We start from the raw sequence: 18,276 nt of genomic DNA on the forward strand, positions 1-18,276 counted from the left end.
CGACTTGCATGTGTTAGGCCTGCCGCTAGCGTTCATCCTGAGCCAGGATCAAACTCTTCATTGTCGATTCTTATATAATATATAGTAACCTCTCAAATCCAAAAAAAATTCCCGGCCCCGTCGCTCGATTTAATTCATCTTGCGCTTTTCCACTTTCTTATAAAAAAGAAGGGAAAAGGTTCCGATAGGAGTAGCTCCCATCGGTTATTCGTTGTCTTTACAATATGTCAATGAACTCCTATTATCCGGCCCAAATTATCCGTCCGGTAACTCGCTCGGCCCTCTATTCATTATCACGCCTCAGTGCCAAAGCGGGTGCAAATATAAGAGGGTTTTTTAAATAAAAAATAAAAATCGAAATCTTTTTTAAAATAATTTCACCCCCTTATTTCAACCCCTTAATTCCTAAGGTTTTAGCCTTATTCTTTTTTTAAAGGGCATTAAAAATAACCTTTTTTGTCCCTCGCTCCAAACAGATACTCCAAAAAACACCATAACAACACTCTTATCCATATGCCATACTAATACTATTTGACGCCCTACATTACATACCGATAAAAATCCCCTACTATATTTCAGACCCTACCGTATCGCCGCCTATCGAAATACAATCGCGCGTCATTCCTTTAATCCGTTTATGCGGGATAAAGGGGCGACCGTTTAAAAATACGATCGCTGTTGTAGGCATCGGAACTAGGTGTTATCTTTGCCGACTTAATCCTAAACCCGGGACATGATCAATATTACATTACCAGACGGCGCCGTAAAAGCTTGCCCGAAAGGCAGTACTCCTATGGACGTTGCCAAAACCATCAGTGAAGGTTTTGCCAGAAACGTTATTTCAGCAAAATTCAACGATACCGTGGTAGAAACGACCACCCCCTTATCGCAAGATGGCACATTGGTCCTGTACACCTGGAGGGACGCCGATGGAAAAAAGGCTTTTTGGCATTCCTCGGCGCATATTTTGGCCCAGGCACTGGAAGAGCTCTATCCCGGTGTAAAGTTATGGGTAGGCCCGGCCATTGAAAATGGTTTTTACTATGATGTCGATCTGGGGGAGCACAACATATCGGACAAGGATTTTAAGACGATTGAGGACAAAATGCTTTCCATAGCTAGGGAGAAACATGAATTTCGTATGCGAGCGGTAAACAAGGCCGAGGCACTTTCCTATTATCAAGATAAAAACGAATATAAGGTCGCCCTTGTCGATAAGTTGGAAGACGGGACCATCACCTTTTGCGACCATGCTACCTTTACCGACCTTTGTAGGGGAGGTCATATCCCCAATACCGGTATCGTAAAAGCGGTAAAAATATTAAGCGTTGCCGGAGCATACTACCAAGGTAACGAAAACAACAAAATGCTTACCCGCGTATACGGCATCTCCTTTCCAAAACAGAAAGAGCTTACCCAATATCTTGAAATGCTGGAAGAGGCAAAAAAACGGGACCATAGAAAATTGGGACGCGAATTGGAACTGTTCACCTTCTCCCAAAAGGTGGGACAAGGATTGCCCTTATGGCTGCCAAAAGGTGCCGCATTGCGAGAACGGTTGGAGCAATTTTTGAAAAAGGCCCAAAAAAAGGCCGGATACGAAATGGTGGTCAGCCCCCATATCGGGCAAAAGGAACTTTATGTTACTTCCGGCCATTATGAAAAATATGGCGCGGATAGCTTTCAGCCGATACAGACCCCAAAGGAAGACGAAGAGTTTTTGCTAAAGCCGATGAATTGTCCGCACCACTGCGAAATTTTCAAGCACAAACCTTTTAGCTATCGAGAGCTCCCTAAAAGATATGCCGAGTTTGGAACGGTCTACCGCTACGAGCAAAGTGGCGAATTGCACGGTCTTACTCGGGTGCGAGGCTTTACCCAGGACGATGCCCATATTTTTTGTACCCCGGACCAATTGGATGACGAGTTTAAAAACGTAATCGACCTCTCCTTATATGTGTTGGGCTCACTAGGTTTTGAAAACTATACCGCGCAAGTGTCGGTACGGGATCTGGACAACCCGGAAAAGTACATCGGTTCGGTCGAAAATTGGGAAAAAGCGGAAAACGCCATAATCAACGCGGCCAAAGAAAAAGGTCTTGATTATGTTGTGGAAACCGGAGAAGCGGCGTTTTATGGACCGAAGCTCGATTTTATGGTAAAGGACGCCTTGGGCCGAAACTGGCAATTGGGTACCATTCAAGTAGATTACAACCTACCCGAGCGCTTCGAACTTACATATAAAGGTAGTGATAACGAGCTACATCGGCCCGTTATGATACATAGGGCACCCTTTGGAAGTATGGAGCGATTTATAGCTTTACTGCTCGAACATACCGGTGGAAACTTCCCGCTATGGTTGATTCCCGACCAGGCGGTAGTGCTATCGGTTAGCGAGAAGCATGAAAAATATGCCGAAAAAGTTTTAAATTCCTTGGAAAATAACGAAATTCGCGCCCTCATTGACAATAGAAATGAAACAGTAGGCAAAAAAATACGGGAGGCCGAAATGAAGAAAATCCCGTATATGCTTATTGTAGGGGAACAAGAGGAAGCCGATGGCACCATCTCCGTAAGAAAACATGGAGGGGAAGATTTAGGCTCCATTGGAATCGAAGATTTTAAGGAGTTGGTGAATACCGAAATAAATAGTACCTTAAAGTCGTTTTAAATGTTTAACTCTAAAAAGTATCAGTCATAGCAATACGTAAAAGATTTAGGCCCCAACCTAGACGGGAGAATAAAAATCCCCACAAGATCAATGAAAAAATTTTGTCGTCCCAAGTACGCTTGGTAGGTGACAATGTTGAAGTTGGTGTTTATCCCATAAGAGCCGCCTTGGACAAAGCCCAAGAGGCCGGTTTGGATTTGGTAGAAATATCGCCAAAAGCGGACCCACCGGTATGTAAAATTATCGATTACAAAAAGTTTCTTTACGAGCAAAAGAAACGCGAGAAGATATTAAAGGCGAAAGCCTCAAAAGTAGTCGTAAAAGAAATACGATTCGGTCCGAATACCGATGACCACGATTACGAGTTCAAGAAAAAACACGCAGAGAAGTTCCTGAAAGACGGGGCCAAGTTAAAAGCGTACGTTTTTTTTAAGGGACGTTCGATCGTCTATAAAGACCAAGGAGAGATTTTGCTCTTGAGATTGGCTTCCGAACTGGAAGAGCTTGGAAAAGTGGAGCAAATGCCGAAATTGGAAGGAAAGCGTATGACGATGTTCATTGCGCCGAAAACGAAAAAATAACGGTAAGGCCGTTTTTAAAATATGATAACAAGTCCCTTAAAGGGGCTTGTTACATTTCATAAGTGAGATTTAATTTAATAGGAAAACATGCCTAAACAGAAAACAAAATCCAGTGCCAAAAAGCGTTTTAAGCTTACGGGCTCGGGTAAAATCAAAAGAAAGCACGCTTTTAAGAGTCACATCCTGACTAAAAAATCGAAAAAGCGTAAGCTCGCATTGACGCATTCCACATTGGTGCATGAGTCGGATGTAAACAGTATCAAAGAACAATTACGCTTAAAGTAATCCGTTCACAGGTCAGTTATTAATAACCATGGAGTCGGGCCAAAAAGTTCTCAAAGTATTGGGGCGCCTGCTACAAAAAATTAAAAAAAATGCCAAGATCAGTAAATTCAGTAGCTTCAAGAGCCAGAAGAAAAAAGGTGATGAAGCAAGCCAAAGGATACTTTGGAAGACGTAAAAATGTATGGACGGTAGCTAAAAATGCCGTAGAAAAAGCGATGCTTTATGCATACCGCGATCGTAAGAACAAAAAACGTAATTTTCGTGCTTTGTGGATTACCAGAATCAATGCCGGTGCGCGGATGCACGGTATGTCCTATTCCCAATTCATGGGCAAGGTAAAATCCAACGGAATCGAACTCAACAGAAAGGTATTGGCCGATTTGGCCATGAATCATCCCGATGCGTTCAAAGCTGTGGTCGACAAAGTAAAATAATTATCTCAAACCTATCTCACTTAAAAAAGGTCCGACCGAATGGTTGGACCTTTTTATTTTATATACCAAAAGCAGTTAGCACCAAGCTTCTGCCGGAAGCATGATCGCGATGTTCACAAAGATACACCCCTTGCCATATTCCCAGGTTCAACTTTCCTGACGAAATGGGCACTTGTACCGATGCTCCCATGAGGGAAGCTTTTATATGTGCGGGCATGTCATCCGGTCCTTCATAAGTATGAATATAATACGGCGCGTTTTCGGGAACCATTACGTTCATATGGCTCTCAAAATCCTTTCGGACCGTAGGATCGGCATTTTCGTTTATGGTGAGACTTGCAGAGGTATGTTTTATAAAAACTTGGAGCGTACCACGATCCATAGTGCCAATTTCTGGAATGGCGTTGATAATCTGTTCGGTAATCAAATGAAAGCCCCTCCTACAGGCCTGTAACCGGATTTCTTTTTGAACTAGTTGCATACACTGTTGTTTTTATTGAACTCGTTTAAACTTGTTGCTAGGCCCCAAGAAAACGTTTAAACGCGTTCACCATTAAGTTAACGATAAAAGGTGCTCATACCATTTCTGATGTTAGATTACCCATTAAAAATTGTTCTTTTCTGTGTATGCTTCAAAATAAAATCTAACCAGAGCTACTGGTATGCTTGGATTCTTTTTTTCGCCTACCCAAAAAATCCCTGGTTTTTACTTGCATAATTTAACATTAGAAATGATATAAACCAAACCAATATCAAACACATAACAAATACCTTTGCGCATTCAATTATAAGCCTATGGATTTTTCAAGCGTTAAGATGGTAGTGAGCGACATGGACGGTACATTGCTCAACTCGAACCACGAAGTGAGCGAACGCTTTTTTGAGCTCTTCCCAAAACTGGCCCAACATGGAATACGTTTTGTAGCCGCCAGCGGTAGACAGTATGATAGCATCATCGATAAGTTACAACCCATTAAAAATGAGATTACGGTGATTGCCGAAAACGGCGGATTTGCGATGGAGGGCAGTACGGAAATCGTTTCTACGCCCCTTGCTTCGGAAAAACAATATGAGGTTCTTGAACTTTTGGCCGACATTCCCGACATCAATACGGTACTGTGCGGAAAAAAATGTGCCTATATTGCCAAGAACGCCTCCAATTTTCTTAACAAGCTAAAGGAGTACTACTCCAGTTACCAAACACTTCCCGAACTAAAGGCGTACCATGGGGAGCTTCTTAAAATTGCGATCTACCACCCCGAAAGTTCGGAACGTTATATTTACCCTGTCGTAGCGCACTTGAACGGAGATTTAATGGTGAAAATATCTGGTCCGAATTGGGTGGACATTTCCAGCCCCAACGCACATAAAGGTCATGCGCTTCAGAAAGTCCAATCGCTTTATGGAACACAGCCCAGCGAGACTATGGTGTTCGGCGATTATTTCAACGACTTGGAAATGCTGGCTTTGGCAGATTACAGTTTTGCCATGGCCAATGCGCATCCCGATGTAAAAAAAGCGGCCAAGCATAGCACGAACAGTAATGATGATTTTGGTGTAGAGCGCGTTCTGGAACAACTGCTCCATATAAATCCCGGGACGATGGAATCGTAATCCCATTTCTACCTTAAAATTACCCAAATAAAAAGCAAAAATGATATACGCTATCCAGTTTGGCCGATGCAAAAACAAAGGGCATCCTTGGCTATATGGTGTGCTAGGGTATTGAACGATATGATATAAAAAAAGCCCTGATCCTAAGGACCAGGGCTTTTTCGTTTCACTTGGTATGGTGGGTTACTTAATCATCAATTTCATCGTCTTGACTTTTCCGGTGCTTTTATCCTTTGTTTGTAAGATGTAAAGCCCTGGGGTAAAACCATTGATGTCCAAGGTATTGTTTCCCCTTGTTTTTTTGCCTTCCGAAACCGTTCTTCCCGAAAAATCGGTCAATTGGAACGAAAACTCATTTTGTGTATCCACCGTAACGCTTCCCGTAGATGAGGGGTTAGGGAATACGGAATAGGTAGCCGCTTTAGCACCCGAACCAGAAGCTTTAACCTCTACTGGTGCCAATGCCATATTATCTATTCTTTCGGGCCATCCACCTCCTGGCGGTACGATCAATATCTGTATTTGATAATCGGTGGTAGAAGGGGCCAAATCCGCAGCGATCGGAAAGGTAAATTCCAATGTTCCGGTACCTTCCGAGACCAAAGCGGTACGGGTTTCAAAAATGGTGTAGGGAGCCACTCCCAATTGCCACCATCCTACTACCTCCCTATCGGTACTTGACGAATATTCAATAGTAACCAGGGCCTCTCCACCCTGTTCTACTACCTGCGGTCCATCTACCGCTATGATGTCGTCCTCAAAAGCTACGGTAGCATCAGGGATCATCTCAAACGTAAAACTGTCGGCCTTCAACCAATCGGCCAAAGCTTCTACGTTTATAGTGTGTTGTCCCTCGGTCAACGCCATGGTTACCGTTAGGTATCCCCAATAGGAATCGATATCCAATGCACTAATGGAATCTTCATCCAAGGTGAACGCTGCAGCTTCTCCATCTACACGAAGCGCATAGCTCTGCACCAAATCACGATCTGTACCTGAAGCCTGCCCTACCCTCAAACGGACCGCCAAGGTATAGTCACCGGACTCGGAGGCCGTAAAATCGAACTTCAATTCATCTCCGGCATCGAACAAACGAACATGTTGTCCGTTACTAGCTTCCGGGTTAAAGGAATCGGGCGCAACACTATTATTGGTGCCGACATCGGCCACAACCTCAAAAACATCTTCGATTTCTATTACATCGCTACCTCCCGTATCAGGTTCGCTATCGCTAACGTCCACACTTCCGATACTCAAGTTGTCCAAACGATCTGGCCAACCGCCCCCAATAGGGACCAATATGGTCTGAAATTGATAAATATCGGCGGCTATTTCTACATCCGCTGGTATATTTAAAACAACCTCCACGGTACCGGTTCCGAGGTTTACCGGAACTGTTTGAGAATCAAAAGTAGTGTAAGGTGCGATTCCCAATTGGAAAGCAACGTTGATTTCCCTTGCCTCACTCGCGGAATAGGCTACACTAAGCGTGTAACTGCCACCTGGTGCCACCACATCCGGACCATCCACACTGACCACGTCGTCCTCAAAATCGCCGCCGATGAGTTCGAAAGAAAACCGATCCGCCTTTAACCAATCTCGAAGCGCTTCGACCTGTATGTTATGAATTCCGGCGGTAAGCGAAGTCGTCAATACCATTTCGCCCCAATGGGAATCCACATCTAGCTCGGTAATGGTAGCTTCATCGAGTTCAAAGGTGGCTACTTCACCGTCTACACTAATTTGATATTCCGTAGCCAGGTTCGATTCCGTACCTGTCGCCTCTCCTACCCGAAGTCTCACGGCCAACCTATACTCGCCGTCCTGGGCCGTGTTGAAATCAAAACGCAATGCGTCCCCGGCATCGAACAACCGCACGTGAAGGCCATTGCTTGCTTCCGGATTATAGTCATCCACACTGACGGAATTGTTGTTCCCGACATCACTGACCACTTCATATACATCCTCTATTTCTAAAATACCCTCGGTATTCCCCGGGGGTGGCGTACCATCCGTAACATCGATTCCCGTTACGGGCAAACTGTCGATCAAATCGTTAAAGCCACCGCCAGCAGGTACGATATACACTTGAAATTGATATTCGTCCTGAGCGATCGGCACGTCTTCCGGTATGGTCAATGCTACCGTAATCTGCCCGTTACCGGAGGCTACCGGTGTTACCACGGCATCGTATACCGTATATGGGGTTATTGCCTGTTGAAAGGCAACCACCACCTCCCGGTCCACACCCGCAGTATAATCGACCACCACTTCTTGAACGCTACCCGGGGCAACTTCTTCGTTAACTGTAACGGCACTAATATCATCCACATAGGTAGCATCGTCCTCCGATAGGCCAAAATCAAAACGATCGGCCTTTGACCAATATTTGCTCACCGCTACCACAACGGTGTGGGTTCCTTCGGAAAGGTACCGGGCAGCTTTTAATTCTCCCCAATAAGTGTCTCCGTCCAAGTCCGATATCGTGTCTTCGTCCAAATCAAAATCGGTGACTACCTCACCATCTATGGAAATCTCATAATTCGGTGCCAAACTGGTCAGGGTTTCCGAGACTTCGCCGACCCGCAATCGTAGGGCCAAGTCGTATTTGGCCGTAATACCCACTTCAAAATCGAAACTTAGGGCATCGCCACAATCAAAAAGCCGTACAAATCCTCCGGCGCTGGCCCCTGCGTTGGAGCCGTCCGCTACGATATCGCTTTTATCACCTGCTTCCTTGTATACTTCAAAAACATCTTCGATCTCAAGGCTACCCGCAACGGCCCGCTCCACATTGGGAACCGGAGATTCTCCTCCATTACGAGCCACATAGTTGGCCAGAAGCTTGATATAACTACTTTGATAGTAAATAGCTGGCTCTACAAGGGCCCATGGGCTTTCGCTTGCCCCGCCGATGTAATTGTTCTCATCGCTATATGCCTTTAGTCCGGGTTGGTCACCCAATGACGCATTTTGGTAAACGACACCGCCTAAGGCGATTTTAGTACCCCCGTTCGCCAATGGGTTTACCCCACCGGTTATGAATCCCGGCGCGGGCCCTACGCCATTGGCCGTACCGTCATAGGCACCGCCTGGTACGAACCAGGTATGCCAGAGCTCATCGGAACTGAATTCGGCCCCATAATCGTACATATTGCTAAGAAAAACCATTCCCAGCGGGTTGCTCCCATGGAAGTAGTGCAGAATACCATCCGCAGTTTTCTCGTATTCGGAATGGGCCCCTTCATCCAAACCGTAGTTTAAATAATCATAATTGTCGGTCGCCTGTCTTGCCAAAAGGGCATTGCTTCCCCAATTCAAAAAGTATGGGTTTACCTGATAAAAATCTTGATTATCGTTCAAAACATATCCTCTTGCTTCTCTTGTACGGGCACTCTCTTTATGGGAGCGAATGGCATTTGCCGTAGCACCGTCCGCATTGGGCAGTGTAGTATAGTATAAAATGGCCTCGCTTTGGTGTGCGCGATAGATGCCCCAATCGCCCGAAACGAAGGGTCGGACCGTATTGTAATTCGCTATAATAAAGTCGTTGTATTCCGCCTTTCCCGTTGCCTCGTACAGGTAAACCGCCGCAGTAACGGCTTCCGCCACGTTTTCGGAAAGATAATGGTCGCCGGGACCATCGGCATCCCCCGCCTCTATTTCCCCGTTATCACAAATTGCGGCCTTGTCGGGCGCACTACTATACGCCTGCCACGCCAATTCGGCACGGTTCAAAAGCGTTTCGGCATAAGCGGCCTCCGAAGGAAAATCCCTTAACACTACGGCGCCATGTGCCATCATACCGGAAGCGGTTATGGCCGCAGCGGGACAGGTTTGTGCGTACCATCGCTCCCTAGTATCGGAGCTTGGTGGCGAAACATAGTTAAAATCCTCCCGTATTCCCGCTTTGCTGTGCACCGTTCCGTCCTCGTTCTGCATTTTTTGTATCCAGTCCAGTTCCCATTTTATTTCATCCAATAGGTCGGGAAGGGCATTGGTGTTTTCGGGAATACGCAATTCGAGTCTATTCCATAACTCCGGATGTTGTTGGTAGGTGGTCAACAATTGATGAACGGGCGTTGTGGCAAAAGTGATATACTTGTTCGGGTCACCGGCATCGATCCATCCCCCGCTGACATCTTTGGTCTCCTCACCGTACAGGTATTTTGCTTCGGTATCCTGTCCCGCACCCAAATACCAAGGTCCATCGGTCCATCGTGAACCAGAGCCGTATGCCCCTGTTTTATCTTGGGCCATGCGTTGGTAATAAAACGTTTCTACCGCTACGCGCAGTATGTTGTCATATACCGAGTTACTGATTTCAAATACGTTGGACGCCACCTTGTTCCCCCCTTCTTCGGTAGCCTCTATATAATAGGTGCCGGCGGCACAGTGTTTCGAGAAATCGAACCACCAGCCCGAATCGCCCGAGAGTGCGTCCGTGCCACCATCGTTCCAAAGCGTTGCCATGGCTTCGAATGCCACCGTATCATCCGATACCTTTCGCAGTACTACGGGAACGGTCGCGTCCAGATCAATTCCGGCACCGGCATTGAAGCCTTCCATGGCCTTAGCAATAATCGCCTTCTTTTTGGCGGTTATCGGATATCCAAATTGGTCTATCCGAATGTAGTTCTTTTTGGTATTGATGGCCTGGCCGAACAGTGAGGCCGAACCCAACACCAGAAAAAATAGCCCTCCTAAAACAAAGGCTTTTTTAAATTGGTCGTGTAATGTTGTTTTCATATTTAATTCAAGTATTTGCGCTTCATTACAATGTAAAAAGGCCATCCATAGTGGAGGCCTTTTAAAAATCGTAACGAACCACGGGTTATTAAGTTACAAGTTCTTGATCATCTGTTCGTTTTAGGTAACAATTGAAATCCTGTCCATTATACCGCATGGGTACTTCTGGCGATCAGATGCAATATCAGTTCAGTCAAAAGAACGTATTGCCATAAACTTCCTTAGATTATAGGTATGATCTGGGATAACATTTATAAAGGCGTTTGCCTTTTTACTGCAGTGCCATAATGGCCCTGTTCGACCTGTATACCGGCTTTGATCGGCACGGTACTCTGTCCTATTTTATTCTCAAGAATACGTACAGGTGGTTTTTAATCCAACAAAATGCCACCATTTGACGCTTTATATAAGATTCGAGACGAACTGCCGCCATTGAACGACAGTTCGCTTTTCGAATCTCAAAACTTCCTTTATTCTACAATCAATTTAGATGTGCTTCGGTTCCTTGAAAGCATATCGGTCACTTCAAGGATGTAAAGCCCCGAACGTAGTCCGTCCAAACTCAACTCTCTTGTACCTGCTTGCATTTCCGGACTATTTAACACCTCTCTGCCTAGCATATCCAATATCCGTACCCTAAAGTCGTTTTGCGAAACAAGGTTGACAACTCCGTTACGGACCGGATTTGGAAAAAATGAAATTGCTGGTGCTCCGGTTTCCGAAAGTTCCGTTTTTAATGAAGCGCTACCACAACTGCGGTTCCCAAAATTGAAATTTCCATTCGTATATAGTTTATCGGGGTCATAAGCACAACAAGAGGAGGTCTCCGTTGCCTGTGTCTCCGTTTGCAGTCGTGCACCACAAATCTCGATCCAATCGACCTGTAGGTTTTTGTCGCTGCAGCTTCCCGAGCTCCCGTCATTGGTAAAATGGACGGAAACCGCTCCGGAAGTAAATCCGTTATAGGTATAACTGGTAAAAGCGGTACTGACGTTGTTCCATGTCTTTACGGTAGTTCCGTCCACACGCAATTGCATAGTCTCCGTACCGCAATCCCCTTTTGCACGGACAACAACGGAACCGGTTTCCGGACCGCCACAGCTGCGTGACCCAAAATTAAAGTTGCCATTGGTGTACAATTTATCTGGATCTCCCAAGCAACAGCTTGCCGTTTCGGTAGCTTCGGTTTCGGTCTGGAGTCGTGTACCACATACTTCTATCCAATCGACCTCTAAATTTTTATCGCCACAGCTTCCAGAACTACCATTGTTGGTAAAATGGACACTGACCTCACCGGAGGCAAATCCATTATAAGTATACGTGGCAAAGGAGGTGCTTACATTGTTCCAAGTTTTAACTGTGGTTCCGTCCACACGCAGCTGCATTGTTTCCGTTCCACAATCGCCTTTGGCCCGTATGGTAATGGAATTGCCGCTACTTGGCGGTGGCGGTGGGGTTACGGTAGTCTTCTCAAAATCCAGACGGTCCGCTTTTAGCCAATTCGCCTTTGCCTTGATCCTTACGGTATGGCTTCCAGCGGAAAGGTTGCGCGTATGGGAGATGCGTCCCCAATAGGTATCGCCGTCCAAGGCCGAAGCGGAGCCCGATACAAAACTGAAGGTACGTATCGTACCGTCTATTCGGACCTCATATTGGCCAACCATATTGTTGGTGCTGCTCGCCGATAGCTCTCCGGTACGCACGCGCAGATCGATCTTATAATCACCGGACTCCGCAACCGTAAATGTCGTGGATAATTCGTCGTTGGTTTCGAACAAACGTACATATTGCCCGCTGCTAGCGCCCGGGTTACTGTTATCCACACCAACACTAAAACTGCCTCCAGCCTCGTTGAACACAGTAAAGTTGCCTTCTATTTCCTGAGAACCCTCCGTAACGGGATCTGGATCCGGGACAGGGGTACCACCGCCCGTTTCTTTTACCATCATCGCTGCCATTCCCACGAAAAACGCTTGTTGGCTGATAGCCGGTTCCGTCGATTTTACATCGGTACGTACTTCGTTAAAACTGTCGTTCTGTTGCGGACCACCAGCCAATGAACCTACGTGGACGTGCTTATCGGGGGCGGTACTGTTCTGTGGAACACCACTTGCGCCACGATGATGCGTAATCGTTGTAGGGTTGTTCCCGTAGCCTACTACATAGGAGCTATTTCTTGGGTTGTCCCCAAGCACATAATCAATTTGTTGAAAGGCAAAGTTTCGATATTTGTTATACTTTGAGAAACCGGTACCGCGAAGCTCCGCATAGAAATAGGCGCCAAAGGCCATCGATTGTGCCAAGGAAGCGGCCAAAAAGTTACTTCTGTAGTAAAGGCCTCCATTCGTTCTTGGAGCGTTATCGATCTCATTGTCCAACCAGTTTTCAGCAGAGTTGTAATATTTTTGTTCACCGGTAATTTGTGCCATCAACAGGTATCCTTCATACGCGTGGTCCCGGTAATGCATCATCCAACCTACGTTATTGCTCACTTTATTGTATTCCGTTTTGGCACGGTCAAGATATTGATTTTCGTTCGTGGCCTTGTACAACCATATTGCCGCAACAAAAAGATCATCGTCAAAATCGTTCATCGGGTAGGGTTCGGGAGAACCCAGTTGATCGTAGTGGTTTCCTCTATGGTTGTCCGCGAAACTGAAAAGGTCCTTGGCATGCTGCAACAAGGAGGAACTGTAAGAGGCGTCCTCGTTTTTGAACACCATCGCAAGACTGGCAAAGGCGGCAGCATTACTGGCCGCCATGTGCGTACCGGGTTTGGAAGTGTTGATAGTCGTTACGCTCCTATCGATACTTGGTGACTGCAAACTCGGTGCAACCCACTCATTGTGCTCTGGATTGCTACCGGTCTTGGCACGACCGATCTGCGCATAAAATACGTTGGCCGATGGATGGAGCTTTATCATAAAATCGCCCGATAGTCGCAAATGGTTCAATAAATGCGTTTTATTTCCGGAATTGTCGAAGGATGGCCTATACTGTAAATAGGACCAGGCCAGCACACGGGTGGCCTGCGCCGACACATAGTTGAACTTGGTATGATCGCCTGCATCGTGCCAACCTCCCGTAAGGTTTTTGCCAATATCCGAACCATCGTTCATGTGGCAGTTGTTCCGCCAAGCGGCCCTGCTCCAAGATGGTTGCGGACCACAGATCTGACCATCGTAGAATTCTATGGATTTGCCTAATACATCGCTATAGTTGAAATCGCCTTGGGCTATGGCCCAATTACCATAGCAACAGAATAGGAATAACAGTATACTGTTTAGATTATTTTTTAACATGTTAAAAATTGATTTTTTGTTCGTGTTTTTTAAGCTTCGTTTTTGAAAAATAGGTGCCGGTTCGTAACGGACCGCCACTAAAATGACAGTCCGTTTTTTTAAACCTTAGCTAACTAAATTATTCGATAATGAGTTTTGAAGTACTCGATTTTTTGGTTAATTCATCTGTCATTTGTAAGATGTACAGCCCCGAATGAAGTCCGTCCAAATTCAACTCCTGTGTACCTGCTTGCATTTCCGGGCTATTGAACACCTCTCGGCCCAACAGATCGAGCAAACGGACCCTAAAGTTGTTTTGCGAAACAAGGTTGATTACCCCGCCACGAACCGGATTTGGGAAAAACGTGATCACATTTTCCGCAATGGCTTCCTCTGGTGCTGCGGCGACCTTTAACGAAATGCTGCCACAGGTTTGCGATCCAAAGGCAAAGTTACCGTTGGTAAACAATTTATCCAAGGACGTTGCACAACAAGTAGACGTTTTGGTGGACGCGGTTTCCGTCTGTAAACGTGCGCCACAGATCTCGATCCAATCGACCTCCAAATTTTTATCGGTACAGCTTCCGGAACTTCCGTCATTGGTAAAGTGGATGGAGACCGCTCCCGAGGTAAACCCGTTATACGTATAATTGGTAAAACTCGTACTTACATTGTTCCAGGTCTGCACCGTGGTACCGTCCACGCGCAATTGCATGGTCTCCGTTCCACAATCTCCTTTTGCCCTAACAACAATGTTTCCACTACCGCCACTGCCGGAACCGGTCAAGTTGCCTTTACCATCAAAAACGATATACCCGAAAACCTCTGTCGCATGCGCGAGTTCAGCATCTTTGGACGCTTCTTCTTGAAAAAAGACATCGATTCCCGTTGCGTTAAAGGTATTGGAGGTACTATTGGCGCGGTATCGGATTACCCCGGCATCACCACCATCCGTGGTTTGGCTATGGCCGATAAGTACCCTGTTATTGCTATTATAAGTTTGTGAAAAGGAAATTCTTTTATCCTGATCGGTGATTTCGTTCGCCGAGTTGACGACCTCAAACTTGCCTACACCACTACCGTTGGCGCTGCCACGTTCCATGGCGACCCAGGCGACGGTCTCGTTCACATGCGACCGATTGCCGTCCAAGGTACCGCCATTTTCCTCCTCCTGAATGTAGAGTTCGAAACCCGTATTAGTCACTTTCCTCACGCGAACATTGATCGCCTGCGCCTCATTATTGGTGACGGCTTGTACCAATACTGTTGGTTTGGCCGAAAATGCCGAGGAAAAGGTGACTGTGGTAACTGCGGTACCTGTTGTTTTTTTACCGGCTATGATCTTGTTGCCGTTCGCCATGGTATGCGTTCCTTTTTCAACGACCATATACCCTACCGTTTCGGCGTTATGCGATTGGTCCAAGTACTCCCATTCATCCACTTGCCATTGAAAATTGGTGCCGCCACTGTTGCGCACTCGAACGGTTGCCGCCTGGCCGCCATACATGCCCAATGGCCCCATGACCACTACGGGATCGGTATAACTGTTTGCATAGTTCACCGTTTTCCAATTCGCATTGGTACTTGAGGTTCCTACCTCTCCGAAAACATCGCCACTTCCACCGCCAGAGGTCTTGGCAAAATCCAACCGGTCCGCTTTCAGCCATGGTCCTTTTGCCTTGATCCTTATGGTATGGCTTCCCGCGGAAAGGTTCCTAGTGTGGGAAATTAGACCCCAATAGGTATCCCCGTCCAGAGCGGATGCAGACCCCGATACGAAACTAAAGGTTCGCACTGTTCCGTCTATCCTGACTTCATAATTACCGACCATATTACTGGTACTGTTAGCAGATTGCTCACCAGTCCTTACCCTCAGATCAATTTTATAGTCTCCCGCCTCACCTACGCTAAAGGTGGTGGACAATTCGTCATCGATATCGAACAATCGAACATATTGTCCGTTGCTCGCTCCTGGATTGGAACCATCGACACCGATACTAAAGCTGGTTCCGGCTTCATTGAACACAGTAAAATTGCCTTCTATTTCCTGAGATCCTTCGGTAACCGGGTCCGGATCGGGACCAGGGTTGGAACCACCTCCACCATTGGCCACATAATTAGCCAACATCTTTACGTAACTTGCTTGATAGTAAATACCGTTCTCTACTAGGGCATAAGGTGCTTCGCTCTCCCCCACGATGTAATCGTTTTCATCTGCAAATGCCTTTAAGCCAGGTTGGTTGCCTACGGTTTGACCGTTATACTTAACCCCACCGATCGTAACCACCGTATTCGGCCTGTTGATAACCGGGTTAGCACCTCCGGTCACAAACCCGGGTGCCGGTCCCACGATATTGGAACCATTTGGTGTACCATCATATTTTCCTTCATTGAAGAACCATGTATGCCACATTTGATCAACCGAGAAATCCCCGCCATAATTATACATATTCGTCAAATAACTTATTCCAAAAGGGTTTATTCCATGAAAATAGTGTAAAATATTATCCGATACCTCTCGGTAATTGTTGTGGTTGCCGCTGTCCAGACCATAGTTGATATAGTCATAGTTATCCGATCCCTGTCTGGCGATCAAACTGTTACTACCCCAGTTCAGGTAAAATGGGTCGAATCCGTAAAAATCGTTGCTAGGATCTACTTTGTAAATCGTGGGTTGCCTTGATATACTCGTATTCTTCCGATCGATAATCGCATTTTTAACAGCATTGTCAGCATTGCTCAAGGTAGTATAGTAGAGTAAAGACTCGCCTTGGTTGGCCCTGTAAATCGCCCAATCCCTATCGAACATGGAACGAATCTGGGTATAGTTGTTCTTGACAAAGTCGTTGTATTTCGATTTTCCGGTAAGGTCGTAAAGATAAACCGCAGCACAGACCGCCTCGGCTACGTTTTCCAAAAGATACTGATTCCCAGGACCGTCGGCATCCCCTGCTTCAATTTCCCCATTATCGCAAATGGCATCCTTGTCCGAAGCATTGGTGTAGGCGTCCCAAGAGAGCTCAGCTCTCGAGGTAAGATCGGACACGTAGGAAGATTGCGAAGGAAAGTCTCTTAACACCACCGCCGCATGTGCCATCATACCGGAAGCCGTAATGGCCGCGGCAGGACAGGTTTGGCTGTACCAGCGCTCTCTCGAATCGGTACTTGGCGGGGATACGTAAGCACCATCTTCCTTGATTCCCGCCTTTGCGTGAACGGTTCCATCATTCCGTTGCATGGACACCACCCAATCCACTTCCCACTTTATCTCGTCCAAGATATCAGGAAGGTCATTGTTGTTTTCAGGAATACGCAAGCTAAAACTCTTCCAAAAATTCTCATGTTGTTGATAAGTGGTCAATAGGTTATGTACCGCAGGTGTGGCAAAGGTCACATATTTGTTGGGGTCACCGGCATCAATCCAGCCTTTCCCTACATTACGACGCTCATTGCTGTATAGATATTTTGCATTGGTATCTTGATTGGTCCCCAAATACCATGGACCATCTACCCAGTCTGATCCGGAAGCGTGGCTCGCTGTTTTATTTTGACCTATTCTTTGGTAAAAAAAACTTTCCATCGCAACACGTAGTACATCATCATATACGTTGTCGTCTATTTTGAACCGATTGGAATCTACCGTATTGCCATTGGTTTCGGTCACCCTTATATAATAGGTACCCGGCGTAGTATAAGAACTGAAGTCAAAATACCAACCGCGGTCCCCGGAAAGTTCATCCGTACCGCCACCGTTCCAAACCGTAGCCCTTGCTTGATAAACGATAGCATTATCACTATTTTTTCGCAACTGAACGTTTACATTAACATTGAGATCAATACCGGTACCCGCATTGAAACCGTTTACGGCTTTCGCTATAATGGCCATTTTAGTGGCATTTTCCATGTAACCAAATTGGTCTACACGTACGTAGTTCTTTTTTGTGTTGATGCCTTGTGCCTCACCATGGAAATTTCCAAGGAAAACACACACCAACAAAAACAATAATAAGCGTGGAGTAATTTTAACCATAAACAATAAAATTTTAAGTGTTAATTAACCAGAGGTTTCCGATGTTTACATCATCTGGAAACTGACAAAATAATATCATTTTGTCTTTTTTGCCATAGTGGAACAACTCTACTTCATAGCATATAGTTAATAATTTCAGCGCTATTTAATCGTTAAATCATCAAAAAAACGACATAATTATAGGAATACGATAAAAAAATGATGAATTCATACCATAGGCGTGCAGTTCGTCGATGGTAAAAAAATGGCAATGTTGAAGAAATCTGAAGAACGCCTTAACAAAAAGAAATGATTTCCTTCTTCTGTTTTTGACAAAATAGTATAAGCTTTGTTTCAAAACGGAGCAATTTTTTTCAGGACTTGTCCATAACCGTTCTGACAGCACGATGCTAAAAAAAAAATTTAAATAACTCATTATCATCTACTTAAAAGTATCAATAGGATTTCACCTAGTGAATTTTTGGTTCCGCTAACCTGCCCTATTGGTTGTACAAAAGCCAATCGATGATAACGGCAAGTCCGTTTTACCGCAATTGAACTTACCATACCAGTGCCCCGTAGGCTAATCCGATAACATCAGTTGGACCACTCCGCTTTAACAAATATTTACAGTACAAAACTACTTTTTGGC

9 protein-coding genes and 1 rRNA gene are annotated in these 18,276 nt (G+C 45.7%); 5 read left to right on the forward strand and 5 right to left on the reverse strand.

Annotated features, from left to right (window positions below; genetic code table 11):
• Window positions 1–64: ribosomal RNA gene (locus tag ACRD7P_RS01395) — 16S ribosomal RNA — on the reverse strand; the annotation flags it as partial.
• Between the two features lie 669 nt (window positions 65–733).
• Between ACRD7P_RS01395 and thrS the strand changes: the two genes are divergently transcribed.
• From thrS to rplT, 4 genes are all read left to right on the forward strand, one after another.
• Window positions 734–2,671, forward strand: coding sequence for a threonine--tRNA ligase (thrS, locus tag ACRD7P_RS01400; protein ID WP_430905685.1), 1,938 nt, complete (start codon window positions 734–736; stop codon window positions 2,669–2,671).
• Window positions 2,672–2,697: 26 nt separating this feature from the next.
• Window positions 2,698–3,252 carry a translation initiation factor IF-3 gene (gene infC / locus ACRD7P_RS01405; protein WP_430905943.1) on the forward strand — a complete coding sequence of 185 codons (555 nt, stop codon included), beginning with the start codon at window positions 2,698–2,700 and terminating at the stop codon, window positions 3,250–3,252.
• Window positions 3,253–3,339: 87 nt separating this feature from the next.
• Window positions 3,340–3,537 (forward strand): 50S ribosomal protein L35, encoded by a 198-nt coding sequence (rpmI, locus tag ACRD7P_RS01410; RefSeq protein WP_430905686.1) that lies wholly within the window; start codon window positions 3,340–3,342, stop codon window positions 3,535–3,537.
• A gap of 89 nt (window positions 3,538–3,626) precedes the next feature.
• Entirely contained in the window at window positions 3,627–3,971 is a 345-nt protein-coding gene (rplT, locus tag ACRD7P_RS01415; protein WP_430905687.1) for a 50S ribosomal protein L20, read from the forward strand.
• A gap of 58 nt (window positions 3,972–4,029) precedes the next feature.
• Here the strand turns inward: rplT and ACRD7P_RS01420 are convergent, their stop codons facing one another.
• Window positions 4,030–4,452, reverse strand: coding sequence for a secondary thiamine-phosphate synthase enzyme YjbQ (locus ACRD7P_RS01420; protein WP_430905688.1), 423 nt, complete (start codon window positions 4,450–4,452; stop codon window positions 4,030–4,032).
• A gap of 314 nt (window positions 4,453–4,766) precedes the next feature.
• Here ACRD7P_RS01420 and ACRD7P_RS01425 point away from each other — a divergent pair, with 314 nt between their 5' ends.
• Window positions 4,767–5,585, forward strand: a complete 819-nt coding sequence (locus ACRD7P_RS01425) for an HAD family hydrolase (protein ID WP_430905689.1) — start codon at window positions 4,767–4,769, stop codon at window positions 5,583–5,585.
• A gap of 183 nt (window positions 5,586–5,768) precedes the next feature.
• Here ACRD7P_RS01425 and ACRD7P_RS01430 read toward each other — a convergent pair whose 3' ends face one another.
• The 3 genes from ACRD7P_RS01430 to ACRD7P_RS01440 form a co-directional block, all read right to left on the reverse strand.
• Window positions 5,769–10,334 carry a glycoside hydrolase family 9 protein gene (locus ACRD7P_RS01430; RefSeq protein ID WP_430905690.1) on the reverse strand — a complete coding sequence of 1,522 codons (4,566 nt, stop codon included), beginning with the start codon at window positions 10,332–10,334 and terminating at the stop codon, window positions 5,769–5,771.
• 470 nt (window positions 10,335–10,804) lie between these two features.
• Window positions 10,805–13,636: a glycoside hydrolase family 9 protein gene (locus ACRD7P_RS01435; protein ID WP_430905691.1), complete on the reverse strand. Its 2,832-nt coding sequence runs from the start codon at window positions 13,634–13,636 to the stop codon at window positions 10,805–10,807.
• Between the two features lie 118 nt (window positions 13,637–13,754).
• Window positions 13,755–17,645, reverse strand: coding sequence for a glycoside hydrolase family 9 protein (locus ACRD7P_RS01440; RefSeq protein ID WP_430905693.1), 3,891 nt, complete (start codon window positions 17,643–17,645; stop codon window positions 13,755–13,757).
• Window positions 17,646–18,276: the final 631 nt, after the last annotated feature.

The organism is Maribacter sp. 2-571 (assembly GCF_050589625.1).
GTDB lineage: Bacteria > Bacteroidota > Bacteroidia > Flavobacteriales > Flavobacteriaceae > Pelagihabitans.

Coding starts and splice junctions, on each gene's coding strand:
- thrS (WP_430905685.1), top strand. CDS start 734: ATGATCAATATTACATTACCAGACGGCGCCGTAAAAGCTTGCCCGAAA.
- rpmI (WP_430905686.1), top strand. CDS start 3,340: ATGCCTAAACAGAAAACAAAATCCAGTGCCAAAAAGCGTTTTAAGCTT.
- rplT (WP_430905687.1), top strand. CDS start 3,627: ATGCCAAGATCAGTAAATTCAGTAGCTTCAAGAGCCAGAAGAAAAAAG.
- ACRD7P_RS01420 (WP_430905688.1), bottom strand. CDS start 4,452: ATGCAACTAGTTCAAAAAGAAATCCGGTTACAGGCCTGTAGGAGGGGC.
- ACRD7P_RS01425 (WP_430905689.1), top strand. CDS start 4,767: ATGGATTTTTCAAGCGTTAAGATGGTAGTGAGCGACATGGACGGTACA.
- ACRD7P_RS01430 (WP_430905690.1), bottom strand. CDS start 10,334: ATGAAAACAACATTACACGACCAATTTAAAAAAGCCTTTGTTTTAGGA.
- ACRD7P_RS01435 (WP_430905691.1), bottom strand. CDS start 13,636: ATGTTAAAAAATAATCTAAACAGTATACTGTTATTCCTATTCTGTTGC.
- ACRD7P_RS01440 (WP_430905693.1), bottom strand. CDS start 17,645: ATGGTTAAAATTACTCCACGCTTATTATTGTTTTTGTTGGTGTGTGTT.